The following is a 24,542-nucleotide window of genomic DNA, read 5'->3' on the forward strand; positions in this document are numbered from 1 at the left end:
CGCCTACTCCGCGGTCCCCTCGCCGACCTTGCGCCGGAACCGCCGGCTCCGGCGCTCCTCGCCGTCGGCCGCCTGCTCACCCTCGGGCGTTCGCCGCCGCACGGCCCGCCGCTCCCGCTCCACGGCCTCCTCCAGCAACTGCAACATGGGCACCTCGGCAAGCGCGTCCTTCGTTGCAGCATGATCGACATCGCTGCGCGTGATCAGCCCAGCGGCGATCAACCCCTCCACCGGATTCACCCCGTAGGCCCGCGCCAGCTCGATCACCGTGTCCGCCACCGGCGGATCCGACTCCTCCAAATGCCGCTTGATCCTGGGCCCATTGCTGTCCAGCTTCTCCGCAATGGCCCGGGTACTGGCCCCCCGGGTCACCGCCCGCTTCCAAGCATCGAACGCTTGCCTCATCGCATCACCCTCGGCTCGATCGGCCCGCACGCCAAACCCCGAGCCTATCGAATTCAGTCGATTATGTTCAATCACGCAACACTGGCGTTTCACCCACCGGCTGTCCGACAGTCCCGTAGGGGGAGCGGCGGGTGACACCGTGGGGTGACGCGGGTCAGTGTTCGGGGGTCCTACGTTCGGCGGTGTGAAGACAACAATTCGCGTTGGGGCGACAGTGGGGCTCGCAGTGGTGGTGTCGTCTGTGCTCGTCGGCTGCCGGTCGGATTCGAGCTCGGGCATCGAGTGGGCCGCGTGTCAGGGGGTGGGGGTCGATTCGCGGCAGGAGTGCGCGACGGTGTCCGTACCGCTCGACTATGAGCATCCGGAGGGGGAGCGGGTTTCCCTTGCGGTGTCGCGGATTCGGAGTGCGCATCCCGAGCAGCGGCGTGGGGTGTTGCTGCTCGTGCCGGGCGGGCCGGGTGGCAGCGGGCTGAATCTGCCGTCCACCGCGGGGCAGACGCTGCCGGAGTCGGTGCGGGACGAGTACGACCTGATCGGGTTCGATCCACGCGGAATCGGAGCGAGCACCGTGGCGAATTGCCGTATCCCGCAGCAGGATCTGGCGCCGGAGCGGCTGCGGTCGTGGCCGGACGCGGACGGGGGGATCGCGGAGAATGTGGCGATCGAGCGGCGGGTGGCCGAGGCGTGCGTGCGGGACGGGGGTGCGCTGGTGCGGTCGATCGGGACCCGGACCGCGGCGCGGGACATCGACCGGATCCGGGAAGCGCTGGGGCAACGGCGGATCGCGGCGTGGGGAACGTCGTATGGGACGTACGTGCTGTCGGTGTACGCCACGCTGTTCGGGGAGCACACGGATCGGATCCTGCTGGACAGCAACGATGATCCGGATCCCGAGCGGGTCGAGCGGACCTGGCTGGGAAATTCCGCTGTGGGGGCGGAGGATCGGTTTCCGGACTTCGCGCGGTGGTCGGCGGCCGAGGGGAATCCGGATCGGGTGGCGGCGACGGCCGAGGCGGTGCGAGACCAGTTCCTCACGCTGGCGGCACGATTGGATCGCGCACCGCTGCCGTGGCCGGGTGCCGAGACCTCGGCGTTGAGCGGCAACGGATTACGGCAGATCCTGCTCGACGGGCTGTACAAGGATCAGCGTTTTCCCTATGTCGCCCAGGTGATCAATGCCGCGCTGCGGTCGGGCGCCCTGCCTGCCGCGCGGATCTCCCCGCCGGAGCCGGCGGCCCAGGCATCGGCCGCGGTCATGGTGGCGACCCTGTGCAATGACGTGGCCTGGCCGACGTCGGCGGACGACTACGCGACCGCCGTCGCCGCGGATCGAGCCCGATACCCGCTCACCGCGGGTATGCCGCGCGGCGTCTCCCCGTGCGCCTTCTGGCCGTATCCGGTCGCGCCGCGCACGGTCGTGACCGCATCCGGACCGTCGAATGTGCTGCTGCTGCAGAATCTCCGGGATCCGGCGACCCCGTACAGCGGCGCGCTGCACCTGCGGCAGGCGTTCGGTGACCGCGCCCGGATGGTGGCGGTCGACGGCGGCGGGCACGGCGTGTATCCCTCGCCGGTCGCGTGCGCGAACGATGCCGTCGAGCGTTTCCTGCGCGACGGCACGCGTCCGGATCAGGACCTTACCTGCCGATGAAGTCTCGTCGAATCAGCTTGCGGCAGGCACGGTTCGGTGCCCTCGACGGCCATAGAGCTCGCGGGCGGCGGCCGGTGTGACCGTTTCGAGCCGGGTCGGGGGCTCCGCCTTCCGGTGCTGTTCGAGGATCTGCCCCGCCATCGGCGCGATGATCGGGGCGGCCATGATCAGACCCGCCTTGTCGAAGAGCGAGAACAGCCAGACCAGGACGCGCGCAGCGGGTCTCACCAGCAGGTCGACAATGCCCGGGCGGTCGAACTGGCCGAGCTTGCGCATCCACCTGGGCAGCGTCGCGATCGAGGCGAACGACAGCAGCCGTGCACCGAGTGCGTACGTCCAGCCCGCGCCGTGGCGCGGCGAGGTGAACAGCAGCTGCCGCATGCCGTCCTGGGCGCGTTCCGAAGTGCACAGGCGCGCACGGACATTCGCGTAGTACTCTCGCACGCCCTCGCGCGTGACCGGCACCTTCTCGGGCTTGCAGGTCTGCAGCTCGGCCGCGATCCGGCACTCCTGCCAGTAGCGGGCCTCCTCCTCGGGAGTCAGTCCGGGCCCGAACATTTCGTAGGCCTCGAGCACCGAGTGCCAGCCGGTGATGTGGATCCACAACTGGGTTTCGGGGGAATTGGCGCTGTAGCGCTGCCCGCTGATCGGCTCGATGCCCGTGTTCTCCGCATGCACCGTCATCAGATGCTCGGAGGCTTGGATGGCCGTGCGGGAATCGCCGATGGCCACGATCAGGAAGTACGCGAAGGTGGCGTCGAGGCGGTGGCGTGGCTCCGAGTAGATCTTGCCGGTGTCGGCCACGGCCGCGGTCAGGAACGGATCGAAGTGCTCGAGGGTCACCGCGCGCTGGAAGCCGATCACCGCGGTGGGTGCGGTCCACACCTTCCAGCTCGGCGAGTCCGGGCCGAAGAAGCCGTAGTCATCGCGGCGGAGAGTGGTCGGATCGAAGGTCACCGGGGCTCCTCTGCAGGCTCGATCCCATGGAATGCAACGCCACCGTAGCAATTGTGGTCACCGAATACAACGGTGTCGTAGCTTTAGCTCGGGCAGGCACGTGACCTCGCTGTCCGGGATGACAGAATGGGCCGGTGAAGGTGGAGCGGCAGTGAGCAAACCCCGTGTGACGGCAGACCGGCCGCGGCGGCGCTATGCGCCCCGCCTGCCCCCGGACGAGCGCCGGGCCCAGCTGCTCGACGCCGCCTTCGCCGTACTCGAGCGGGCCGAGCTGCACGAGCTGAGCATGGAGGCCGTCGCCGCCGAGGCCGGTGTCGGCAAGCCGGTGCTGTACACGGTCTTCAAGACCCGCGCGGAGCTGGTCGCCGCGCTGCTCGAACGCGAACGCGAGCGTGCCCTCGAACAGGTCGCCGACACCCTGCCCACCGACCTGCTCGGTGCGGACCCGGTCGTCGCCGCCTCGGCAACCGTCGAGGCGTTCGTCGATGTCGCCCTGCGCAATCCGACCCGCTGGCGACTGCTGCTCGCGGGCCCGGGCAATGCCCCCGACGAATATCGCGAGGCCATTCGCAGCTCCCGCGCCGGCATCTTCGACCGCGCCGAGGCGCTGGTCCGCATGGGTCTGATCGCCGATCCGCGCTGGGCTGGAATCGATTCCGGCCTGCTCGCGAACTCACTGCTGACCATCGCCGAAATGCTGGGCCGCCTGGCCGTCAGCGAACCGGACGCCTATCCCCGCGAGCGCATCGAAGGTTTCGTCCAGGCCATCGTCCACCTGCTGATCGGCGCCCGCTGACCTTGCCTTGGGAAACCGGCGGCGCAACATTGACGCGATCCATACGGCGACTCGCCGATGTGCGCGTGCGGAACTCGGGCGGGCGGGCCTAGTATGCCCGCATGACGGTCGGCACTGACCTGCCCAAACCCGATGCCCTCTTCGATCTCGACGTCTGGCTACATCGTTGGCCGGCCAGTGTGTACGCCACCGAATTACATTACGGCGTACTGGTTTTCACCGGCTGCGACCAGTTCGATGAGCGTGACGTGGAGATCGCTCGGCGGACATATCCGGGGCGGCGCATCCTCATCGACGACACCGGCAAGCTCCAGGTGCATCCGGCGGGGGAGGGCCCGCCGATCTCGATCTTCGATCCCGCTCACCCGTTGCGGTCGGCGCTGTAGCCGACCGCTCCTGGCAGCGTTCCGGCCGTCGCGCGGACCGGACTCGCTAGTTGTCACGCGGCCCTCTCGCGTCCGGAACGTGACCCTTGCCACAGTCGGTACAGGCGCGTACCGTGCTGATGGTACGCAGATGTACCAGGCTGGGAGATGGCGCATGACCACAGTGACACTGCCCGACGGACCAACCACGCCGGCCTTCGTGCAGGGCATCGAGATCCTGGCCGGGCGCACCCGGGCCTGGCGTCGCCTGCACCAGCGCTACGGATCGGCGTTCATTGTCGCGATGCCCCGCTTCGGGCCCACACTCGTGCTGTCGGAACCGGCCGAGGTCAAGGCGCTGTTCACCACGCACACCGATCTGGTGGACAACATCGACGCCAACCTCGGCCAATTCCTCGGCCCCGGTTCGCTTTTCGCGCTGCGCGGGGACGAGCACCGCAAGGAGCGCAAGCTGCTCACCCCGCCGTTCCACGGGCGGCGGCTGGCGGTCTACGAATCGCTCATCGAGGAGGAGGCCGTCCGCGAGATGGCCGGCTGGCCGTCGGGGCGCGAGTTCGCGACCATGGACTCGATGATGCGGATCACCCTGAACGTGATCCTGCGCGCGGTCTTCGGCGCGGAAGGCGCGGAATTCGACCAGCTGCGGGTGTTGCTCCCGAAACTGGTGCTGGTCGGGTCGGCGCTGGCGGCACTTCCGGTGCCGCGCAGGCTGTTCGGGCGCTTCGGGCCGTGGGCACGGTTCGCTGCCTACCGCGCGCGGTACGACGAGATCGTCGGACGGCTCATCCGGCGCGCGGCCGCCGATCCGGAGCTGAGCGAGCGTGACGACGTGCTGGCCATGCTGCTGCAGGCTCGCTACGACGACGGTTCGGCCATGACGCACAGCGAGATCGCCGACGAACTGCTCACCCTGCTCACCGCCGGGCACGAGACCACCGCCACCTCGCTGGCCTGGACCGTCGAACGGCTGCGGCGACATCCGGACGTTCTGCGCCGCCTGGTCGAGGAGAACAACGCCGGCGGGTCCGCGCTGCGCGAGGCGACACTGCTCGAGACTCAGCGGGTACGACCGGTCATCGACGCCACCATGCGCAAGGTGCGGACCGACTCGCTGCGACTGGGACGGTGGACGCTGGCGCGCGGGCAGCATGTGATGGTGAGTATCCGGCTCATGCACGACAATCCGGAATTATTCACCAACCCAAGGGATTTCGATCCGGATCGGTTCGTCGGCGCCCGGCCGGGGACCTTCAGCTGGATTCCGTTCGGCGGTGGCGCGCGCCGGTGCATCGGGGCGGCCTTCGCGACCATGGAGATGAATGTGGTGCTGCGGGTGCTGTTGCGGGACTTCACACTGGAGACCACCGACGCGCCCGATGAGCGCCCGCACTTCCGCGGTGTCGCACTGGTTCCGGCGAAGAAGGGGCGGGCCGTCGTGTATCGGCGGGCACCGCGGCCGCCGGCGGTCGAGGCCGCCGAAACCAGCGTGGAGCGTGGCGCCGAGGTGACCGCATGAGCGAGCGGGTGGCCGAGGTCGGGCGGGGGATCACCCTCACCTACGAGCGGGAGGGATCGGGCGTGCCGCTGCTGCTGATCGCCGGGCTCGGGCAGCAGAAACACGAATGGCACGACGGGCTGATCGCGCAGCTGGTGGTGCGCGGATACGACGTGGTGCGGTTCGACAATCGGGATGTGGGGACCTCCACACACGCCGGGTTCCGGCCGCCGGGCGGGCTGGCGCTGGCTCGCAAGCGCTGGGACCCACAGCAATACGATCTGGGGGACATGGCCCTCGACACCGTCGGGCTGCTCGACACCCTCGGCTGGCGGTCCGCGCACGTGGTCGGCATGTCGATGGGCGGGATGATCGCGCAGACCGTCGCGGCCCGCTATCCGGCTCGGGTGTCCTCGCTGACATCGATCTTCTCGACCACCGGTGCGGCGCGGGTCGGGCGGCCCGCGCTGTCCACCTGGGCACGCATGTTCCGCAAGCCCGCCGGGACCCGCGAGGAGCACCTGGATCGCGCGGTCGGCATGTACCGGCACATCGGCTCGGCGGGATATCCGTTCGACGAGGCCAGGATTCGCGCGACCGCCGGGACCACCTGGGACCGCGATCCGCGCCCGGCGGCGGGAGTGGGACGCCAGCTCGCCGGAATCATGAAGTCGGGCGACCGGACCGCCGAGGTGCGGACGATCACCGCGCCCACCCTCGTCCTGCACGGCGACCGCGACCGCATGGTGAACCCGACCGGCGGCAAGGTCACCGCCGCGGCGATCCGCGGCGCGCGCCTGCACACCCTCCCCGGCATGGGTCACGATCTGCCCGCCGCACTCTGGCCCACCTTCGCCGACCTCATCGACTCGCACGTCCGCACCGCCGAATCCAGGAGTTCCGATGCCCCGAACCTCTAGGCCCCTGTCCGGCCACCCGGTCATGATCACCGGCGCGGCCTCCGGAATCGGGCGGGGACTGGCCCAGTTGCTGTCTCGCCGTGGGTCGCCGGTGGCCATCGCGGATATCGACGCCGAAGGACTGAAGCAGACGGCGGCCTCCCTCAGCGGGCCGGTGCTGACCCGCGTGCTGGACGTGCGCGACGCGGCCGATCAGCTGGCCTTCGCCGACGAGGTGCGCGAGTGGCTGCCCGCGCCCCTGGCGGCGGTGTTCAACAATGCCGGGGTGGCGGTGTCCTCCTCGGTGCTCGACAGTGTGCCCGCGGACGACGAATGGTTGCGGCAGATCAACTTCGACGGGGTGGTGAACGGGACGCGCGCGTTCCTGCCGATCCTGGTCGAGCAGGGCAGCGGCGCCATCGTCAACACCTCCAGCGTGTACGGGCTGGCGGGGATGCCGTATCAGAGTGCCTACTGCGCGGCGAAATTCGCGGTACGCGGGTTCACCGACGCACTGCGGCAGGAACTTCGGGGCACGGGCGTCTCGGCGGTGACCGTGCATCCCGGCGGCATCCGGACCAATATCGCCCGCAACGGCCGGGTGCGCAAGGATCCCGAGGGCAGGGGCCGCACCCACGAGCAGATGGCCGCCGAATTCGAGGCCATGACGATGACCACGCCGGAGCAGGCGGCCGAAATCATCTGCCGCGGAGTCGAACGCGGCAAGGCGCGCGTTCTCGTCGGACCCGACGCCTACCTGTTCGACACGCTGGCGCGGGTGACCCCGACGCACTACTTCGACGTGCTGTCGGTCGTGATGGGCCTGGTGCGCGCCCGGGCCGCGAAGGGAGCGAAGCAATGACCGAACACGTGGACGTGCTGATCGTCGGGGCCGGGCTGTCGGGCATCGGGGCGGCACATCATCTCCAGGACGCGTTCCCGGGACGCAGCTACGCCATTTTCGAGGCGCGCGAGGCCATGGGCGGGACCTGGGATCTGTTCCGGTATCCCGGGGTGCGGTCGGACTCGGATATGCACACCCTCGGGTACCGGTTCCGGCCGTGGGTGGCGGCGGAGGCCATCGCGGACGGGCCCGCCATTCTCGGCTACATTCGCCAGACTGCCGCCGACGCGGGGATCGATCGGCGAATTCGCTACGGGCACCGGGTGACCGGGGCCTCGTGGTCGTCGGAGGAGGCGCGCTGGACCGTCGGGTTCGAGCACGACGGGATGACCTCGACCATCACCTGCGACTTCCTCTACCTGTGCAGCGGCTACTACCGCTACGACGAGGGCTACACCCCCGAGTTCCCCGGCATCGGCGACTTCCACGGGCAGATCGTGCATCCGCAGCACTGGCCGGCCGAACTCGATTACGCCGGAAAGCGTGTCGTGGTGATCGGCAGCGGAGCGACCGCGGTCACGCTGGTGCCGGCCATGGCCGAGAACGCGGGGCACGTGACCATGCTGCAGCGATCGCCGACCTACATCATGTCCGCGCCCAGCGTGGACGCCATCGCCACCAAACTGCGCGGGTGGTTCGGGACGCGGCGGGCCTACGCCATCACCCGGTGGAAGAACGTCGCCGTCGGCACGCTGATCTATCAGCTCAGCCAGCGGCGGCCGCAGATGATGCGCAAGTTCTTCCGGGACCTGACCATCAAGCAGCTGCCCGAGGGCTACGACGTCGATACGCATTTCAACCCGGCCTACAACCCGTGGGATCAACGGCTGTGCCTGGTCCCGGACGGGGACCTGTTCCGGGCCATCCGGGACGGCCGGGCCTCGGTGGTGACCGATCGGATCGAGCGGTTCACCGCGGACGGGGTGAAGCTGGAATCCGGCGCCGAACTGTCCGCCGACATCGTGGTGACCGCCACCGGGCTGGACCTGCTGGCCCTCGGCGGTATCGGGCTCACTGTCGACGGGCGCGAGATCCAGCCGCCGGACACCATCGCCTACAAGGGCATGATGCTCGGCGGCGTGCCCAACTTCGCCTTCACCATCGGGTACACCAACGCGTCCTGGACGCTCAAGGCCGACCTGGTCGCGGAATTCGTGTGCCGGTTGTTGCGGCACATGGACATTCACGGGTATTCGCAGGCGACGCCCTGGCCGGATCCGGCGGTGACCACCGCGCCGCTCTTGGACTTCCAGGCCGGCTACGTGCTGCGGTCCATGGACCGGTTCCCCAAGGCCGGATCGCGCGCGCCGTGGCGGCTGGGCATGAACTACGCCCAGGATGTGTTCACCCTGCGGCACGGGCGAATCGAGGACGGCACCATCCGCTTCGGCCGCCGCCCGGCTCATACCGCCGCCGCGGCCGAACGCGGTCCCGAACAGGTCACCGCCTGACCGGGGTATGAGGCGACACCGCCTGACCGGGCGCGAGTGGTACCGCCGAGAACATACCGACATGCCGCGATGCTCACCGAGATCGGAGAAACTAGGCTGATGCTCGTGACCCGCGTCGACACCGCCGACACCACAACCAGCGCCGAACCCGCCATCGACTCCGGGTTCCGGCGGCGGCTGCTGGATGCCATGGCCGACGCGGTTCGCGAGCGCGGTTATCGGGATACCACCGTCGCCGATGTGGTCCGCCTCGCGCGGACCTCGCGGCGGACCTTCTACGAGCACTTCGTCGACAAGCAGGACTGCTTCGTCGCCATGCTCACCGAACGCAACAACGACACCGTCCAGCAGATCTACGCGGCCGTGGACCCGACCGCGCCCTGGGACACCCAGATCCATCAGGCGATCGAGGCGTGGATCGGGGCCTCCCGTGACGACACCTGCATCACCCTGGCCTGGATCCGCGACACCCCGGCGCTGGGGGAGCGGGCGCGGCAACTGCACCGGGACGCCGCGGAATCGTTCATCACGCTGATCCAGGACCTCACCGCCACATCGGAATTCCAGGCGGCCGGACTGCATCCGCCGACCCGGCAGATGGCGACCATCCTCTACGGCGGGTTCCGGGAGCTCATCGCCTCCACCGTGGAGGACGGGCGCGACATCACCGAAATCATCGATGTGGCAGTCGAAACCGCGCTCGCGCTGGTCGGTCCGCGGTATCAGGGATAGCTGTCGGTTGCCCGTGGGGCGGGCCCGTCAGTCTCCCTTGGGGCGGGCACGGAAGTGGGCCCGCTCGCCCTGTTTGCCGAAGAGACTGAGGAATTCGACCGGCTCGTCGTCCGCCGCGCCGAACCAGTGCGGTTCCCTGGTGTCGAATTCGGCGGCCTCGCCCGGGTGCAGGATCAGGTCGTGCGCACCGAGGATCATCCGGAGCCGGCCGTTGAGGACGTAGAGCCACTCGTAGCCCTCGTGGGTCTGCGGATTGGGTTCGGTGCGACCGGATTTCGGGCCCAGCACGATCTTGAATGCCTGAATGCCGCCGACGCGGCGGGTCAGCGGCAGCATCTGCATGCCACCCCGGTTGATCGGGCGCATGTGCACGCGCGGGTCGCCGGTGAGCGGGGCGTTCACCAGTTCGTCGAGGGTCACATTGTGGGCCCGGGCCAGCGGGAGCAGCTGCTCCAGGGTGGGGCGGCGCGCGCCGGACTCCAGGCGGGACAGTGTGCTCACCGAGATGCCGGTTTCGGCGGACAGCTCCGCCAGCGTGGTCTCGCGCTGTTTGCGCAGCTCACGCAGCCGTAGCCCCACCCCTTCCAGGGCTCTGTCGATATCCTCGGTCATGGCTTCAGTTTGCCATATCGGCAAACACGGTTGCCAGGATCGCGGCATGGTCCGCATGGTCGTAGGCAGGAGGTGGTCATCAATGACCGATCAGCTGAACAGCAGCTATGACGTGGTGGTGGTCGGCGGCGGCGCGGCCGGACTGAACGGAGCGCTCATGCTCGCCCGAGCCCGGCGCTCGGTGGTCGTGATCGACGCGGGCAGCCCGCGCAACGCGCCCGCGGACGGGGTACACGGATTGTTCGCCCGCGAAGGCGTGCCGCCGGCGGAACTGCTGGCGCGGGGGCGCGAAGAGGTGCGCGGCTATGGCGGACACGTGGTTCCGGGCGAAGTGATCGGAATCGTCAGGGACGGCGAGGAATTCGTCGTCACCCTGGCCGACGGGCGGTCCGTCCGCGCCCGCCGGCTGCTGGTGACCTCCGGCCTGGTCGACGAACTCCCCGATATCCCGGGCCTGCGCGAGCGCTGGGGCCGCGATGTCATCCACTGCCCGTACTGCCACGGCTGGGAGGTCCGGGACCGCCCGATCGGCGTCCTCGGCCTGGGCCCCATGGGAATTCATCTCGCCCTCCTCTTCCGCCAGTGGAGCGACGACGTCGTCTACTTCGCCCACACCAACACCCCTCCCACCGAGGAGGAGTCGGAACAGCTGGCGGCCAGAGGAATTCGCGTCATCACCGGCGAGGTCACCGCCGTAGAGATCGCCGCCGACCAAATCTCCGGCGTCCGCCTTGCCGACGACACCATCATCCCCCGCGAGATCCTGGCCGCCCCCACCCGCATGGTCGCCCGCGCCGCCTTCCTGGCAGCTCTGGGCCTGACCCCCACCTCCCACCCCAGCGGCGCAGGTGAATACATCCCCGCCGACCCCACCGGCCGCACCGAAACCCCCGGCATCTGGGCCGCAGGCAACGTCACCGACATCTCGGCCCAGGTAGGCAACTCCGCCGCCGCCGGCGCCATGGCCGGCGCCCACATCAACGCCGACCTGGTAACCGAAGAAACCCGTCTGGCAGTCGAAGCCCACCGCGCCCTGGCCACCGCCTGACCGGTAGGCCGGACCGGCCCACGCCGGTCCGGCCTACCGAGCGTGGGGAATCGGCCCGTTCACCCCGCGAACAATCTGCATGGGCAGTGCAATTTGTTAGGGTAACGGCGAACCGACGGCTGTCGCTCACAGGAGGGTGGAGATGGCGGACCTGACCCCACGCGTCGCGGCCTGGCAGCGATCGGGCACCTTCGAACAGGTCGGACGCCACCGGATCTTCGTCCGCGAACGAGCAGGTTCCCCGGACCTGCCGCCGCTGGTGCTCCTGCACGGCTACCCGTCCAGCTCCTACGACTGGCGGGACGCCTTCGACTCGATCGACGGGCACCGCCTGCTCGCCTTCGACTTCCTCGGTTTCGGGCTGTCCGACAAGCCGCGAGATATCCAGTACTCGTTGCGAATTCAAGCCGATATCGCCGAGGAACTCGCGCAGCGGTACGTGGGTGAACCCGTCGTCATGGTGTCCCACGACATGGGCAGCTCGGTCGCCACCGAACTCCTCGCCCGCGACATCGACGGAACATTGTCGTTCACGCTGAAATCGGCTCTGTTGTTCAATGCGAGCCTGGTCCGCGAACGGGCCAGCCTGCTGCTCGGACAGAAACTCCTGCTGAGCCGGCTCGGCCCGCTCGTCACCCGAGCGACGAGCGAATTCTCGTTCCGTCGCTCGTTCGGCAGCATCTTCTCCACGGCACATCCCCTCACCGCTGAGGAGGCAGCCGATCAGTGGTCGTTGCTCTCCCACAACGACGGTCATCGCATGCTCGACAAACTCATCTACTACAACCACGAACGCGTCACACCCCCGACTTCCACACGCTGGCACAACGCAATACGCACCTGGCCGGGCGCGCTGGAACTCGGCTGGGCGGGTCTGGACCCCATCTGCACCGAGGCCGTACTGCAAGCAGTTCTGAACCTCAGGCCGAACACGCCGGTAACTCGACTGCCAGGTCTGGGTCACTACCCCCAAATAGAAGACCCCAAGCCCGTATACGAACTCATCCAGCGACACGCGTCGCAAAGCTGAGCGAGCTTCTCAGACCAGTCGGCGGCAACCCACTTCGGCGTGATGCGCTCGGCTGCAACGAATTACGGGTGAGCGCATGAACGAGCCGGTCGAGTCATGTCTGGCTCGACCGTTCTGATCACGCACTGTGCCTTTGGAATTGGCAAGAAAATGCTGCCCGGCGGTCGAAGGTGCGAGATACGACCGGTGCTCCGGCGTTCGGCATTACGGCGCGCGGGGTGGGGTCCGTTCGACTGCCCGGACATGGCGATCAGCGGCTGAACGAGATATTTGCAGGCCACTAACGGGTCTGGACGGTCTGCAAGGTCTACCGTAGGTCGGTATGTCGAGCAAGGACATTGTGGTGACGGTGGGTGAGGATGATTGGCTCACGTTGCGCGATGCGGCGGAGTGCGCGGGGATGAGCGTGGAGGCCTACGTGTCGTGGGGAGTTCGGGTGTTGGCGTTGCAGGCCCGGCCCGGCGGGGTGAAACAAGGCGGGCGCACGGGCGGTTTGCGTGCGAGGCGACGCGCCACGGGGACTGCGGAGGAATCGGAGTCGGCTGCGTGGACCGAAACCTTCACCCAGCGCTTGTCGCACCGCGTCGATCGCCAGCAGGGCTGAGTTGCGCCTGACCGGGCTGCGCCTGCCGCGCCCTCGTGCTCGGACGTGGTGGTCCGGTCAGCACTTGCTCTTGTAGAAGTACTGGTCGTCGGTGGACATGGTGTCGGCGGTGATGGCGATCATGTCGGTTTGGATCTTGCGGGTGACGGGCTTGCCCTGGAGGGCGGCGTCGGCTTGGTCCACGCCCTGTTTGCCTATGTCGGCGGGGTTTTGGGCGATGAGGGCTTGGACTGTGCCGTCCTTCAGGTCTTGCACCTGTTTGGGGCTGGCGTCGAAGCCTACGACCTTGACCTGGCCGAGCTTGCCGGCGTTGCGGAGGCCGGTGGCGGCGCCTTCGGCGGAGCTGAGGTTGGTGGCGAAGACGCCGGCCAGGTCGGGGTGGGCGGCGAGGGTGGCGGTGACGATGGAGGCGGCCTGGGCGGCTTCGTTGTTGTTGTATTGGACGCCCAGTGACGACATGCCCGGGTGGTTCTGTTTCAGTTCGTCCTCGAAGCCCTGGGCGCGCTGGTCGGTGGTGGAGGTGCCGGCCTTCGTGTTGATCACCAGCACGGATCCCTTGTCGCCCACCAGTTTCGCGAGAGTGACCGCGGCCAGTTGCCCGCCCTTCACATTGTCGGAGGAGATGGAGGACAGGGCGATGGAGGTGTCGTCGAGCGCGGTGTCCACCTCGATGACCTTGATGCCCGCGTCCTTGGCCTGTTTGATCGGGCTGGCCATTGCCTGGGCGTGGGTGGGCGCGATGAGGATCGCGCCGGGTTTGTTGGCGATGACGCCGGTGACGATCGGCGTCTGCAGCGAGGCGTCGAATTGGGTGGGGGCCTGGGTGTCCAGGGAGTATCCGAGTTTCTTCGCCTCGTCCTGGGCGCCGCACTGCATCGAGATGTAGAAGGGCTCGTTCGCGACGCCGGGAATGAGCACCAGCTTCTTCGCGTCGGCCTGGCCCGAATTGCTCACCGAGCCACCGCATCCCGCCAGTAGCCCGGCCATCGCCACCACCACGCCGGCCATTACGGCCGCCCGCCCACCGGTCCTCATCATCAGGCCCTCACCTTCGAACTGCGTTGTGTTATTTCCGGTCCCGGGACCGCCTGCGGATCTGGTCGAACCACACGGCCGCCACGAGCACGACGCTCACCGCGATGGGCTGCCAGAACACCGGCACCCCCGCGATGACGAAGCCCTTGCGCAAAACCGACGGGATGAACACCCCGATCACGGTGCCCAGCACCGACCCCACCCCGCCGAACAGACTGGTCCCGCCGATCACCACCCCCGCGATGGCATCGAGATTGTCGGTCCCGTGGCCCGCGATCGTCGTGGTCCCGAAATATGCCAAATTCATGAAACCCGCCAGGCCCGAGAGCATTCCGGCCATGAGATACACCAGGATCAGATGCCGCGTGACCCCGATCCCGGCCCGCCGCGCAGCCTCCGCACTGGAGCCGATCGCAAACGTGTACCGGCCGAACCGCGTGGTGTGCAGCAGCCAGGCGCCGACCGCTGTCACCGCGACCGCCACCAGCACCAGATCCGGAATCCCGCCCAGCATGGTGCCGAAACCCAGTGAGTCACGCAGCTTCCCGGGAACCGTGCGGGTATCGACCCCGCCGGTGATCAACTGCGCCGCCCCCAGCGCCGCCCCGAACGACCCGAGCGTCACGATCAATGGCGGAATCTTGGCCTTGGCCACCAGAATTCCGTTCACCAGCCCCCAGAGCGCCCCGCCCGCCAGCGATATCAGCAGCCCGAGCAGAATGATGCCCCAGCCCGCATGCGTCGCATCCTCGCCAGGGCTGAGCCACTCCATGGTCTTGGCCGCGAGCACGCCGGAGAAGATCAGCACCATCCCCACCGACAGATCGATGCCCGCGGTGACGATCACGAAGGTCATCCCGATCGACAGCACCAGCAGCACCGACGTCTCGATCAGCAAGGTCTGCAGCGTGAATCGCGTCGGAAAGGCGTCCGGCCGCACGATGCTGAACGCGGCGTACAGCACGACCAGCACGCACCCGATCCAGAACGTGCCGGTCCCGGCCAGCCGCCTCATGACTGGTCCTCCGTGGTCAGCGCGCCGGTCATGGCCCCCACCAACTGCTCCAGCGTGGCATCGGCGGCGGTGAAGCGGGCGACCCGCTGCCCCAGCCGCAGCACCTCGATACGATCGGCGACGGCCAGCACCTCGGGCATATTGTGGCTGATCAGCACCACCCCGATGCCTTGATCGCGCACGCGGCGAATGACATCCAGCACTCGCTCCCGCTGCACCACGCCGAGCGCCGCGGTCGGCTCGTCCATGAAGACGACCCGGCTGGCCCACATCACCGCCCGCGCCACCGCGACCGTCTGCCGCTGCCCGCCCGACAGCGACCCGATCGGCACATCCGCACTGGGCAGCACGACACCGAGCCGTTGAAAGTGTTCGGCCGCTTGCGTTCTCATGGCCTTGCGATCGAGCATCCCGAGCCGCCCGGGCAGCCCTATGCGGAGCAACTCGCGTCCGAGGAAGAGATTGGCGGTGGGATCGAGGTCGGGGGCCACGGCCAGATCCTGGTAGACCGTCTCCACCCCGAGTCGTCGCGCCGCGGTCGGCGACGCCATCCGAACGGGCTTGCCGTCCAGCAGAATCCGCCCGCCGTCGGGCTGTTCGGCCCCCGAGAGGCATTTCACCAGTGTGGATTTCCCGGCGCCATTGTCGCCGATCAGCGCCACCACTTCGCCCGCACCGACCTGAAAACCGGCCCCGCGCAAGGCCTCCACACCGCCGTACCGCTTCTGAAGCCCATCGGCTTCCAATACCACGGCTGGCATCGGCGATCACCCCGGCGACATCGACTGAGCGGACGTCCGGTCCGCAAACCGAGCGTACTGATGATCTCGTCGCGTCGGGGTGGATATCGAAAACACCGCTATCGTGGGATCGGTGACCCGCCTTGGATTCCGCGCGTTGAAGGTGCTCCCCGCCGTGGCGCTGTGCGCGCTGACCGTCGGCTGTGCCCAGACTCCGCACACCGCGCACTCCTCCGAGAAAGCGCGCCCTGTGCCGACCGGTTCACTCGACACGCTGGGCACCACCTCGCAGGCGGCCACGACCACCCCCGCGCCGGTGACCATCACGCCGACGCGATCCGCCCCCGCCCAGCCCCCTTTCACCGAGGACGACGCCCGCTACACGGTCCGCCGCTACCTGTCGCGCTGGATCGGGCAGCCGCTCCAGCCCGATGACACCGAGGGCAAGTACCCCCTCGTCTGCGCGGGCTCGACGCTGGCCGACAATCCCGGAAGGCTCACCGGCACAACAGCCTTCGACGCCGACCGGATGACGGCCCGCACCGGCGACACCGGCGCGGCCGTGACCGTCCCGGTGACGAATTCCTCCGCCGTCACCACCGTGCTCACCTTCACCCTGCGCGCCGCGACCCAGGGCTACTGCATCGTGGACATCGCGAGCTGACCCATCGGCCGCCCCGACCGCTTCAGGAACTCCCGCGCCAACTCCCGATACTGCTCCGCGCCACGGGATTTCGGTGCCCACGTGGTGAGCGGTTCACCCGCGATGGTGGAGTCCGGGAACCGCACCGTCCGCGAGATCACCGTGTCGTACAGCTCCGCCTTGAACGTCTCCGCCACCCGGTCCCGCACCTGCCGGCAGTGCAGCAGCCGCGGATCGAACATGGTGACCACGATGCCCGACAGCTCGAGCCGGGGATTGAGTCGTTCGCGCACCTTCTCCATGGTGTCGTTGAGCAGCGCCAGCCCGCGCAGCGAGAAGAACTCGCACTCCATGGGAATGATGACCCCGTCCGCGCAGGCGAGCGCGTTGACGGTGAGCAGGCTCAGCGACGGCTGGCAGTCGATGAGGATGTAGTCGTAGCGATCCCGGATCGGATCGAGCACCCGGCGCATCGAATGCTCTCGGCCCACCTCGTTGACGAGCTGGATCTCCGCCGCCGACAGATCGATATTGCTGGGCAGCAGATGCAGGTTCGTGACGCCGGTCTTGATCAGCACGTCGTCGATCGGCGGCGCCGACCGGCTCAGCAGGTCGTAGACGGTGAGTTCGAGATCGTGGTGCGCGACGCCCAGGGCCGCCGACAGCGCCCCCTGCGGATCGAGGTCCACCAGCAGCACGCGCAGCCCGCACTCGGCAAGCGCGGCACCCAGATTGACCGTCGAGGTGGTCTTCCCGACGCCGCCCTTCTGATTGCACAGCGCAATCACCTGGGCTTCGCCTCCGGTCGCCCCGGCCTCCTCAACAGCAATGTTTGCCGACATTTCGCCAGCCTAACCCGTCACGTGGCGGATCGGTCGGACCCGCTCCGGAGTCCTTTCGCGCATCGTCAAGTGCGGCGATCTATCAGTGATTTTCACAATCCGGGCAATGAGCCAGCATGCCGGACAACGGTGGAGCCCGGCGCGTGCCGGTCATCAGCCGAACGGGTGGCGGTCGTCGGGGCAATAGACCACGACGCCCGCCACATCGAACCCGGATGAACCGGGCATATCACCTTCAGTGATCCGGCAGCACCAGGATCTTCACGTGCTCCTCCGGATTCCGCAGCGCCATGAAGGCATCCGCCACCCCGTCCAGCCCGACCCGCCCGGTGATCAGCGCCTCGGCGTCGATCGCCCCGGACGCCAGCCGCTCCAGCGTGATGTCGTAGGCGTTCTCGTAGGGTCCGTGCCCGAAATTGACCGCGATCCGCCGGAACTGCCCGACCACCGGAATGATCGGCTCGTCCGCGAACGGCGCGGCCAGCACCTGGATCCGCGAGTTGAACGGCATGGTCCGCATGAGCGTGCCGATAATTCCTGCGCGCCCGCTGCATTCATACGCGATGAGAATGCCCGTGCCCGACTGGCCCACCACGCTGTCGCCCTGCGCGACCGCCGTCATCCACGCCTCGATCGGATCCTGCTCGTTCGGATCCACCACGATGTCCGCGCCGACGGCCCGCGCGAGCTCCCGCCGCTTGGGCGAGGGCTCCGAAGCCACCACCAGCCGCGCCCCGTGCGCCTTGGCCGCGATGATCGCGCCCAGTCCGATGGTCCCGCAGCCGATGACCAGTGCCGAATCCTCGGCGGTGAGACCGGATTGCTGCACGTGCATCTCGCCGACGTGCAGCGGCTCGGCCAGCGTCGCATGCTCGAGCGACAGCCCCTCGGGCACGTGCCGCACCCAGAACGCGTCCACCACGATGCTCTCGCCGAACGCCCCGTGATAGTCGTTGGAGTACCCGATGATCGTCGGAATGCCGGTCGCCGCCTCGGTCGCGAGCCCGATCCCCGCGACGCGGTCACCGACCGCGAAATCGGTTACCCCGGCGCCGATTTCGGTGACGGTCCCGGCGTACTCGTGCCCGAGCACGACCGGTCGCTCGGTGTCGAAGGTGGCCAGCGGATACCCGCTGTCCGCCGCCACCTGCACGAACCGGCACGGATCCTTCGACATGGACAGATCGCTGCCGCAGATGCCGCACGCGGCCACCGCGATCCGCAACTGCCCCGGACCCAGTGCGGGCGGCTCGGCCACCTCGGCGGCGGAGAACTGCCCGTTCAGAAACTGTGTGGCGCGCATCGGATCACGCTCCCGTCGCGGCGGTCTCGCCGTAGTAGTCGGTGTGTGCCTTGGTGATCGCGGTGACCAGCTGCCCGATCAGCAGCTCCCGGTTGTCCTGCGCGTACTGCAGGCTGTCCTCGCGGCGGCGGTTGCGATTCTTGAAGTGCGGGATCACCTCCGAGGCGAACAGCTCGTAGCTGCGCTTGGTGTCCTCCCAGCTCGCCATGTCCACGTGCAGGACCAGCATGGTGCCGAACCCGCCGGTCTTCTCGATGAGCTTCTCGATGCGCGCGATCGCCTCGTCCGGCGTGCCGATGATGGCCTGCCCGAATTCGCCGAGGTTGTCATTGCGCCACTGATCGATGATGCCCTCGGGGGTGTCCGCCCACGCCGGCTGCTCGCCGGTCTGCCGGTTCACGTACGCGGCCATCGAACCGATGCGGCGGCTCACCGCGCGCTCGGCGTCGGCGCGGGTCTCGGCGAGGAAGATCGGATTGACCAGCCGCCACCGCGACCGGTCCGCGGTGTGCCCGTGCTCGGCGCACACCTTCTCGTAGACGCCCCAATTGCGGTCCAGCACTTCGAAACCCATGGGCGAGCTGGCCGCCAGCGACAGCAGCGACAGCCCGTGCGTGCCGGCCAGCACCGAGCCGTTGGGGGAGATGGTGGAGGCGGTGGCGACCTCGATGCCGGCCGGATCGTAGGTCGGCAGCTGGGCGCGGGCGTCGCGCAGGGTGAACCAGTCGGTGGTCATGTTCACCACCTCGCCGCGCAGCAGCGCGAGGATGGCCTCGAGCGCCTCGCCTTGGCGGCGGCGCTGATCCGACGGATTGATGCCCATCATGTGCGCGTCGAGCGGGATCTTGCCGGGGCCGGTGCCGAAGATCAGGCGGCCGCGGGTCTGCAGGTCCAGTTGCGTGATGCGGTCGACGGTGACCAGCGGATGGTGATAGGGCAGCGACACCACGCCGGTGCCGAAGCGCAGCCGCTCGGTGCGTTCGGCGGCCGCGGCGATGAAAACGTCGGGCGCGGGCACGATCTCGGCTCCGGTCGAGTGGTGCTCGCCCATCCACGCCTCGTCGAAGCCGAGGTGGTCGAGGTGTTCCATGAGATCGATGTCGCGACGCAGCTGCAGGGCCGGGTCGGCGTCGAGGGGGTGGTACGGGGCCAGGAAGGCCCCGAATTTCATCGATTCAGCGGTCCACACGGATGGATCTCCTTCACCCAGTGCCCCGGGCTTCGTCGCCCGGTGCGGTTCCCCGAGTAAACATGGATCAACTGATCCATAAGTTTGGCTGTCCCGGTGAGTGGGCACGATTCGAAAACGCAGGTAGTGAAGCTGATTCAACGTCGATAATGAGCGCTGTGCTGTGCCGAAATCGGATTGTCGAACCAGTTCTGGGCCCCGCGATGCCGGCCCCGCGTCTCCGATGTGCCAAGCTCATGCCGTGACCGTCCCCATGCAGAACCGCCAGGGCAATGCGACCCGCACCCGGCTGGTGAAAACCGCCGAGCGCCTGTTCGCCGCCCACGGCGTGGACGCGGTGTCGGTGCGCGCGGTGAACGCCGCCGCCGGCCTCGGCCCCTCCTCGGTCAACTACCACTTCGGCACCAAGGACGACCTGATCGCCGCCGTGCTGCTCGATCTCGGCGCGACCGTCCGCGACCGGATTCGCGCCAATGCCGACGTGCTCGCCGCTCGCGCCGAAGCGCCCACCGCCGAGACCCTGGTCCGCGCGGTCACCGAGCCCTATCGAGACCTGTTGCTGCAGCACCGGACCCGTGGCATGCGCTGGATCAAGATCGTCACCCAGCTCTCCCTGCACTCGCATCCCGCCCTCACCGCCGCCGAGCAGGACCTCCCCGATCAGCTGCACGTTCAGCTCCGCCGCGCCTTTCCGCACTCGGATCCCAGCCGCCTCGAGGCGCGCTGGGCGATCTCGCTCATGGGTTTCCTGCAGGCCCTGAGCCGCGCGGACGAATGGCATCCGGGTGCGACCCCACCTCCTGCCGAGGAACTGGCCGCCCTCTACGAAGACCAGGTCGTCTTCCTCATCGGCGGCCTCGACCGTTTGCTGGGCGGAACCGGCCGCTGAATCGCCGGTGACGCACAAGTGGACGAAACATGACATACTTCGCCCACTCCCAGCTCGAAAGCGGTTGCCCATGCCCGAAGATCCCGAACTCGCCCAGGCCCGTGTCCTGGCCCGCGAGCTCCTGAGCCACGCCGATATGCTGACCCGCGAGCTGCAATACGTCTCGCGCCCCGAAGCTCAAACCCGCGCCCAGGCCGACCTGACCGCGGTCAAGCGCCAGCTCGACGGCCTGCGCCGCCGCTTCCCGGAAGTCGCCGACGCCCCGGACACCCTCGCCAGCTGAGCGCCGATTCAGCGGTCCCGCAATCCATACACGATCCCGAGCTGGCCGCCCGGCTGTCGGAGGTGTCCTTGCCGGCGCTGCTCCTCCGGGGCGAAAGCGACGGCATCGCCACCTCCGCCTACGCAGCCGCCCATGCCGCTGCATTCCGCGATGCTCGCCTCGAAATCATCTCCGCCGCAGGCCATCTCCCGCATCTGGAACAGCCCCGGGTAACGTTCGCCCACCTCGACGCCTACCTGCGCCAGCTCCGGGCAGGCGCCTGACGCCCGCGGCCGGGGCGTGCCCGTGTCGGCGAATCTCGTTGCCGGGCGCGGTGATTCGTGGTGATCGCGCGACGGGCCGACGCGGTCGGCGACGGCGCGGCCCGGACTAGGCGCTCGGGCGGACCGGCTGGTCGGCCGATTCGCCGGACCAGCTGATCCGGTGGTCGAACATCCAGTTCAGCGAGCCCACGCCCTGCTTGGCGGCCCTCTTCAGGAAGAACGGCGTCAGTTGGCGGACGAGGAAGCGGGCCAGGCCGTTCTGGGCCTTGTCGCCGCTGGTTTCGGCGCCGTACGCGACCACCCGCTCGACCCGGTCACGGCGGCGGTGCTCGAATTCGGCCAGGGCGGTGGCGGTCTCGGGCAGGTCGCGCAGGCAGATGGCCAGGGTCACCGCGTCCTCGACGGCCATGGAGACGCCCTGGCCCGAGGATGAGGCCACCGCGTGGGCGGCATCGCCGATGATGACCATCCGGTCGTTGTGCCAGGTGGGGACCGACGGCATGTCGTACTGGTTGAAGCCGGTGACGAAGGTGGCGTCGGGGGTCGCGGCGACGATGGCGGCCGCGGGGCCCCGGTCGGCCGCCAGCATCCGTGCCAGCTGGTCGCGCCACTGCGCGCGCGTCGTGGATGCCACTGTCTGCTTCGAAAGTTCCTGTGCGCCGGGCATGTTCGCGAACCACCAGATCTCGCCGCCGGGTGCGACCAGATAGCCGAAGAAGGCCTTCTTGCCGAAGATCATGCTGTAAACGCCCGGCCGCAAACCGAGTTCGTGAACCAGGGCCGGGTCGGTGACGAATCCGCCCAGGCCGTAGATGCCCAGGTAGTGGGCCTTCGGCGCATTCGGGTCGATGATCTCCCGGGTGCGGGAGTGGATGCCGTCCGCGCCGACGAGCAGGTCGGCCTCGGCCCGGCTGCCGTCGGCGAAGGTGGCGACGACGCCGCCCGTGGCCGTCGCTTCCGCGTCGACGAGTCGCTTGCCGAACTCGTACCGGATACCGCGCCGTGCGGCTTCGGCATTGAGTGCCCGGTACAGGTCGCGCCGCTTCACGCTGTGGGTCACGGTGCCGTCGGGCAGCGTGCCGCCGATGGGCATGTCGGTGATGTGCTTGCCGGCGCTGGTGTAGAAGCTCAGTGTGTCGGTGGCGTGGCCGGTGTCCATGACGATGTGGTGGGCGTCGATCTCGGCCAGCGCGGACAGGCCGTTCACCGCGACTGTCAGATATGCGCCGATCTGCCCGGCGGCCGTGTCCGTGTAGGCCTCGTAGACGACGGCTTCCCAACCAGCCTGCTGCAGTGCCATCGCGGTGACGGGACCGGCGATGCCGCCGCCGATGACCAGTGCCTTCTTCATGCCGTGTCTCCCTCTGAACTCTCTTGAGTGTGATGTATCTTGGTTATCAAGATATAAATAGTTTGACGATCAAGAGGTTTGAATGTCAAGAGAAAATCTGGACGAGTTGCGTGCCCGGGTCGGACAGGAGTCTCAGGCGTTGCAGGCAGCCGTCGACGATGTCGACCAGGCCGCCGCGACCGTGCTCGGCGTCAATCGCACCGACCTGCGCTGTCTCGAGGTGCTGGTCCGGGGTGAGTCGACGCCGGGCGCACTGGCGGCCGAATTGGGCCTGACCAGTGGCAGTGTCACGACGATGCTGGATCGGCTCGCGAAGCTCGGTCACGTCACCCGCGAGCCGGAACCGGGCGACCGGCGCAAGGTGCTGGTCCGCATCACTCCGGCGACCATGGCCCGGGCCTGGGAGATATACGGGCCCATCGCCGAGGAGGGTGCGGCCGAGATGGCGGGCTCGTCGGCCGCCGAGCTGCGCACCATCCTCGACTTCCTCACGCGCAGCCGCGAACTCCAGCAACGCCACCGTCGGCGAATCTCGGCCCTGCCCAAGGCGGTTCGGGGTTCGTAGTCGAGGGCGGTGATCGGTACTGACAGTTCGTGCCGGAATTGTCCGAATAACTGGACGCTCTGATTAGTTAGCTGTAGCGTCACTGCACGATTCGCGAGAGGCTTGCTGGCGCATGCTCTTCCGGCGGTTCACCGGCTCGGCTGTGCCGAATGCCAATCCATTGCTTTATTGGTCGATCGTTCTTTCGCGCGCGGTCGGGAGCGAGATGAGAACGACTGAAGTGTGAGGGACGTCGTTGTTCGCAGTGTCCGTCAGGGCTGTGGTCCTGGCTCTGAGCATCCTGACCGCGGGGGCCGTAGGCGCCGCCCCCGTGTCGGCTCAACCCCTGTATCCCACGCAGGATCCCGATCCGTTCTACGGTCTGCCGGCCGATCTGGGTGCGCTCGCGCCCGGTGACGTGGTCCGGACGCGCAAGATCGATACCGGGCTGTACGTGGGCACCGAGGGCTGGCAGGTGGCCTTCCGCAGCACCAACTCCCAGGGTCAGCCGATCCTCGGCATGACCACGGTGCTACTCCCGGTGGGGGTGTCGAACCCGCCGCTGGTGTCGTATCAGGCGCTCATCAACTCCCTGGGCGCGCAATGCAATCCGTCGCGCTCGCTGTTCAACGGAGAGCTGCAGGACGGCGTGGGCGCCATGCTGCCGATCGGGCGCGGCTGGGCCATCTCGCTGCCCGACTATCTGGGGCCGAATGTCGCCTACGGCGCGGCCAAGCTCAGCGGCATGGTGACCCTGGACAGCGTGAAGGCGGTCCGCAAGGCCACCGAGCTGGGACTCGGGAAGTCGCCCGTCGCGCTGGCCGGGTATTCCGGTGGCGGCATGGCGACCGCCTGGGCCGCTGCCCTGCAACCCGAGTACGCGCCGGACCTGAAGCTCGATGCCGTTGTGGCCGGGGGAATTCCGGCCGATCTCGAGCAGATGGCGCTCTCTCTGGGTTTCGAGCCGCACCCGGGCTTCGGCCTGGCCTTCGCGGCGGCCATGGGCCTGGAGCGCGAATACCCGAACCGCCTGCCGATCTCGGATCAGCTCAATGAGAACGGGCTCTGGTTCCGCGAATTCACCCACGACGCCTGCCGTCGCTTCCTGCTGTTTCACGGCGCCTTCCGCAACGCCGACCAGATGGCGGCCTCCAAGAGCCTGATGGACAGTCCGGAGGCGCACGCGGTACTGCGGGAGAACAGCCTGCGCTACTTCCCGGGCACGCCGGCGGTCCCGACCTACTTCTGGCAGGGGCGGTTCGACACGCTCACCTTCTTCGATCCGGCCGCCGAGGTCGCCGACCGGTACTGCAAGGCCGGTGTGCCGCTGGTGTTCCGGCCCTTCGAAATCGCCGAGCACATGACCACGGCCGTCGCCGGATTCGCCGACGCGTGGAACTACGTGGAATCACGTTTCCGCGGAGATCCGGTCCCGGTGAGCTGCTGATTCTGGCCGCCCACCGCCAGGTGTGCGC

At 68.2% G+C, this 24,542-nt stretch carries 27 protein-coding genes; 17 read left to right on the top strand and 10 right to left on the bottom strand.

Annotated features, from left to right (window positions below; all coding sequences use genetic code 11):
* Nucleotides 1–3: 3 nt before the first annotated feature.
* Complete coding sequence (locus tag ACFXKA_RS27065; protein WP_379429415.1) at nucleotides 4–405, bottom strand: hypothetical protein; 402 nt, start codon at nucleotides 403–405, stop codon at nucleotides 4–6.
* Nucleotides 406–739: 334 nt separating this feature from the next.
* On the opposite strand from ACFXKA_RS27065, the gene ACFXKA_RS27070 reads away from it, so the two are divergent.
* Nucleotides 740–2,056: an alpha/beta hydrolase gene (locus tag ACFXKA_RS27070; RefSeq protein WP_379429416.1), complete on the top strand. Its 1,317-nt coding sequence runs from the start codon at nucleotides 740–742 to the stop codon at nucleotides 2,054–2,056.
* Nucleotides 2,057–2,068: 12 nt separating this feature from the next.
* Here ACFXKA_RS27070 and ACFXKA_RS27075 read toward each other — a convergent pair whose 3' ends face one another.
* Nucleotides 2,069–3,013 carry an oxygenase MpaB family protein gene (locus tag ACFXKA_RS27075; protein ID WP_379429417.1) on the bottom strand — a complete coding sequence of 315 codons (945 nt, stop codon included), beginning with the start codon at nucleotides 3,011–3,013 and terminating at the stop codon, nucleotides 2,069–2,071.
* 151 nt (nucleotides 3,014–3,164) lie between these two features.
* On the opposite strand from ACFXKA_RS27075, the gene ACFXKA_RS27080 reads away from it, so the two are divergent.
* The 7 genes from ACFXKA_RS27080 to ACFXKA_RS27110 all read left to right on the top strand — a co-directional run bounded on the left by ACFXKA_RS27080 (nucleotide 3,165) and on the right by ACFXKA_RS27110 (nucleotide 9,676).
* Nucleotides 3,165–3,809 carry a TetR/AcrR family transcriptional regulator gene (locus ACFXKA_RS27080; RefSeq protein ID WP_379429418.1) on the top strand — a complete coding sequence of 215 codons (645 nt, stop codon included), beginning with the start codon at nucleotides 3,165–3,167 and terminating at the stop codon, nucleotides 3,807–3,809.
* A gap of 101 nt (nucleotides 3,810–3,910) precedes the next feature.
* Complete coding sequence (locus ACFXKA_RS27085) at nucleotides 3,911–4,195, top strand: hypothetical protein (protein ID WP_354844716.1); 285 nt, start codon at nucleotides 3,911–3,913, stop codon at nucleotides 4,193–4,195.
* Nucleotides 4,196–4,349: 154 nt separating this feature from the next.
* A complete protein-coding gene (locus ACFXKA_RS27090) occupies nucleotides 4,350–5,711 on the top strand; it encodes a cytochrome P450 (protein WP_379429419.1) in 1,362 nt (453 codons plus the stop codon).
* The gene (locus ACFXKA_RS27095) at nucleotides 5,708–6,610 is read left to right on the top strand and encodes an alpha/beta fold hydrolase (RefSeq protein WP_379429420.1); all 903 of its coding nucleotides are present in this window, start codon (nucleotides 5,708–5,710) and stop codon (nucleotides 6,608–6,610) included. The genes ACFXKA_RS27090 and ACFXKA_RS27095 overlap by 4 nt, the downstream gene beginning before the upstream one ends.
* Nucleotides 6,594–7,451 carry an SDR family oxidoreductase gene (locus tag ACFXKA_RS27100; RefSeq protein WP_354844707.1) on the top strand — a complete coding sequence of 286 codons (858 nt, stop codon included), beginning with the start codon at nucleotides 6,594–6,596 and terminating at the stop codon, nucleotides 7,449–7,451. Before ACFXKA_RS27095 ends, ACFXKA_RS27100 begins: the two co-directional genes overlap by 17 nt.
* Nucleotides 7,448–8,944 carry a flavin-containing monooxygenase gene (locus tag ACFXKA_RS27105; protein WP_379429421.1) on the top strand — a complete coding sequence of 499 codons (1,497 nt, stop codon included), beginning with the start codon at nucleotides 7,448–7,450 and terminating at the stop codon, nucleotides 8,942–8,944. The genes ACFXKA_RS27100 and ACFXKA_RS27105 overlap by 4 nt, the downstream gene beginning before the upstream one ends.
* 105 nt (nucleotides 8,945–9,049) lie before the next feature.
* Nucleotides 9,050–9,676, top strand: a complete 627-nt coding sequence (locus ACFXKA_RS27110) for a TetR/AcrR family transcriptional regulator (protein WP_364624284.1) — start codon at nucleotides 9,050–9,052, stop codon at nucleotides 9,674–9,676.
* 27 nt (nucleotides 9,677–9,703) lie between these two features.
* Here the strand turns inward: ACFXKA_RS27110 and ACFXKA_RS27115 are convergent, their stop codons facing one another.
* Nucleotides 9,704–10,288 carry an XRE family transcriptional regulator gene (locus tag ACFXKA_RS27115; RefSeq protein WP_354844698.1) on the bottom strand — a complete coding sequence of 195 codons (585 nt, stop codon included), beginning with the start codon at nucleotides 10,286–10,288 and terminating at the stop codon, nucleotides 9,704–9,706.
* 82 nt (nucleotides 10,289–10,370) lie between these two features.
* On the opposite strand from ACFXKA_RS27115, the gene ACFXKA_RS27120 reads away from it, so the two are divergent.
* The 3 genes from ACFXKA_RS27120 to ACFXKA_RS27130 all read left to right on the top strand — a co-directional run bounded on the left by ACFXKA_RS27120 (nucleotide 10,371) and on the right by ACFXKA_RS27130 (nucleotide 12,970).
* The gene (locus tag ACFXKA_RS27120) at nucleotides 10,371–11,336 is read left to right on the top strand and encodes an NAD(P)/FAD-dependent oxidoreductase (protein ID WP_379429422.1); all 966 of its coding nucleotides are present in this window, start codon (nucleotides 10,371–10,373) and stop codon (nucleotides 11,334–11,336) included.
* A 142-nt stretch (nucleotides 11,337–11,478) separates the two neighbouring features.
* A complete protein-coding gene (locus ACFXKA_RS27125; protein ID WP_379429423.1) occupies nucleotides 11,479–12,366 on the top strand; it encodes an alpha/beta fold hydrolase in 888 nt (295 codons plus the stop codon).
* Nucleotides 12,367–12,688: 322 nt separating this feature from the next.
* Nucleotides 12,689–12,970, top strand: coding sequence for a hypothetical protein (locus tag ACFXKA_RS27130; protein WP_379429424.1), 282 nt, complete (start codon nucleotides 12,689–12,691; stop codon nucleotides 12,968–12,970).
* 57 nt (nucleotides 12,971–13,027) lie between these two features.
* On the opposite strand, the gene ACFXKA_RS27135 is transcribed toward ACFXKA_RS27130, so the two are convergent.
* The 3 genes from ACFXKA_RS27135 to ACFXKA_RS27145 are packed head-to-tail and all read right to left on the bottom strand — an operon-like array spanning nucleotide 13,028 to nucleotide 15,781.
* On the bottom strand, nucleotides 13,028–14,008 hold the full coding sequence (locus tag ACFXKA_RS27135; protein WP_379429425.1) for an ABC transporter substrate-binding protein: 981 nt from the start codon (nucleotides 14,006–14,008) through the stop codon (nucleotides 13,028–13,030).
* A 28-nt stretch (nucleotides 14,009–14,036) separates the two neighbouring features.
* Complete coding sequence (locus ACFXKA_RS27140; RefSeq protein ID WP_379429426.1) at nucleotides 14,037–15,020, bottom strand: ABC transporter permease; 984 nt, start codon at nucleotides 15,018–15,020, stop codon at nucleotides 14,037–14,039.
* Complete coding sequence (locus tag ACFXKA_RS27145; RefSeq protein ID WP_379429427.1) at nucleotides 15,017–15,781, bottom strand: ATP-binding cassette domain-containing protein; 765 nt, start codon at nucleotides 15,779–15,781, stop codon at nucleotides 15,017–15,019. Before ACFXKA_RS27145 ends, ACFXKA_RS27140 begins: the two co-directional genes overlap by 4 nt.
* A gap of 112 nt (nucleotides 15,782–15,893) precedes the next feature.
* On the opposite strand from ACFXKA_RS27145, the gene ACFXKA_RS27150 reads away from it, so the two are divergent.
* Nucleotides 15,894–16,424 (top strand): hypothetical protein, encoded by a 531-nt coding sequence (locus ACFXKA_RS27150; protein WP_379429428.1) that lies wholly within the window; start codon nucleotides 15,894–15,896, stop codon nucleotides 16,422–16,424.
* Here the strand turns inward: ACFXKA_RS27150 and ACFXKA_RS27155 are convergent.
* From ACFXKA_RS27155 to ACFXKA_RS27165, 3 genes are all read right to left on the bottom strand, one after another.
* A complete protein-coding gene (locus ACFXKA_RS27155; RefSeq protein ID WP_354844676.1) occupies nucleotides 16,397–17,245 on the bottom strand; it encodes a ParA family protein in 849 nt (282 codons plus the stop codon). The genes ACFXKA_RS27150 and ACFXKA_RS27155 overlap by 28 nt on opposite strands.
* A 235-nt stretch (nucleotides 17,246–17,480) precedes the next feature.
* Nucleotides 17,481–18,548 carry an alcohol dehydrogenase catalytic domain-containing protein gene (locus ACFXKA_RS27160; protein WP_379429429.1) on the bottom strand — a complete coding sequence of 356 codons (1,068 nt, stop codon included), beginning with the start codon at nucleotides 18,546–18,548 and terminating at the stop codon, nucleotides 17,481–17,483.
* 4 nt (nucleotides 18,549–18,552) lie between these two features.
* The gene (locus ACFXKA_RS27165) at nucleotides 18,553–19,737 is read right to left on the bottom strand and encodes an LLM class flavin-dependent oxidoreductase (RefSeq protein ID WP_379429430.1); all 1,185 of its coding nucleotides are present in this window, start codon (nucleotides 19,735–19,737) and stop codon (nucleotides 18,553–18,555) included.
* 241 nt (nucleotides 19,738–19,978) lie between these two features.
* Between ACFXKA_RS27165 and ACFXKA_RS27170 the strand changes: the two genes are divergently transcribed.
* The 3 genes from ACFXKA_RS27170 (at nucleotide 19,979) to ACFXKA_RS27180 (ending at nucleotide 21,172) form a co-directional block, all read left to right on the top strand.
* Nucleotides 19,979–20,626, top strand: a complete 648-nt coding sequence (locus ACFXKA_RS27170; RefSeq protein WP_354844667.1) for a TetR/AcrR family transcriptional regulator — start codon at nucleotides 19,979–19,981, stop codon at nucleotides 20,624–20,626.
* A gap of 70 nt (nucleotides 20,627–20,696) precedes the next feature.
* On the top strand, nucleotides 20,697–20,909 hold the full coding sequence (locus ACFXKA_RS27175) for a hypothetical protein (RefSeq protein ID WP_379429431.1): 213 nt from the start codon (nucleotides 20,697–20,699) through the stop codon (nucleotides 20,907–20,909).
* A gap of 68 nt (nucleotides 20,910–20,977) precedes the next feature.
* A complete protein-coding gene (locus ACFXKA_RS27180) occupies nucleotides 20,978–21,172 on the top strand; it encodes an alpha/beta fold hydrolase (protein ID WP_379429432.1) in 195 nt (64 codons plus the stop codon).
* A gap of 106 nt (nucleotides 21,173–21,278) precedes the next feature.
* Here the strand turns inward: ACFXKA_RS27180 and ACFXKA_RS27185 are convergent, their stop codons facing one another.
* The gene (locus ACFXKA_RS27185) at nucleotides 21,279–22,523 is read right to left on the bottom strand and encodes an FAD-dependent oxidoreductase (RefSeq protein ID WP_379429433.1); all 1,245 of its coding nucleotides are present in this window, start codon (nucleotides 22,521–22,523) and stop codon (nucleotides 21,279–21,281) included.
* Nucleotides 22,524–22,605: 82 nt separating this feature from the next.
* On the opposite strand from ACFXKA_RS27185, the gene ACFXKA_RS27190 reads away from it, so the two are divergent.
* Together ACFXKA_RS27190 and ACFXKA_RS27195 are read left to right on the top strand one after the other, a co-directional pair.
* Nucleotides 22,606–23,088, top strand: coding sequence for a MarR family winged helix-turn-helix transcriptional regulator (locus tag ACFXKA_RS27190; protein ID WP_379429434.1), 483 nt, complete (start codon nucleotides 22,606–22,608; stop codon nucleotides 23,086–23,088).
* Between the two features lie 265 nt (nucleotides 23,089–23,353).
* Nucleotides 23,354–24,514: a lipase family protein gene (locus ACFXKA_RS27195; RefSeq protein ID WP_379429487.1), complete on the top strand. Its 1,161-nt coding sequence runs from the start codon at nucleotides 23,354–23,356 to the stop codon at nucleotides 24,512–24,514.
* The last annotated feature ends 28 nt before the right edge of the window (nucleotides 24,515–24,542 follow it).

Origin of the sequence: Nocardia sp. NPDC059228, from assembly GCF_042754245.1 — a bacterium.
Classification (GTDB): domain Bacteria; phylum Actinomycetota; class Actinomycetes; order Mycobacteriales; family Mycobacteriaceae; genus Nocardia.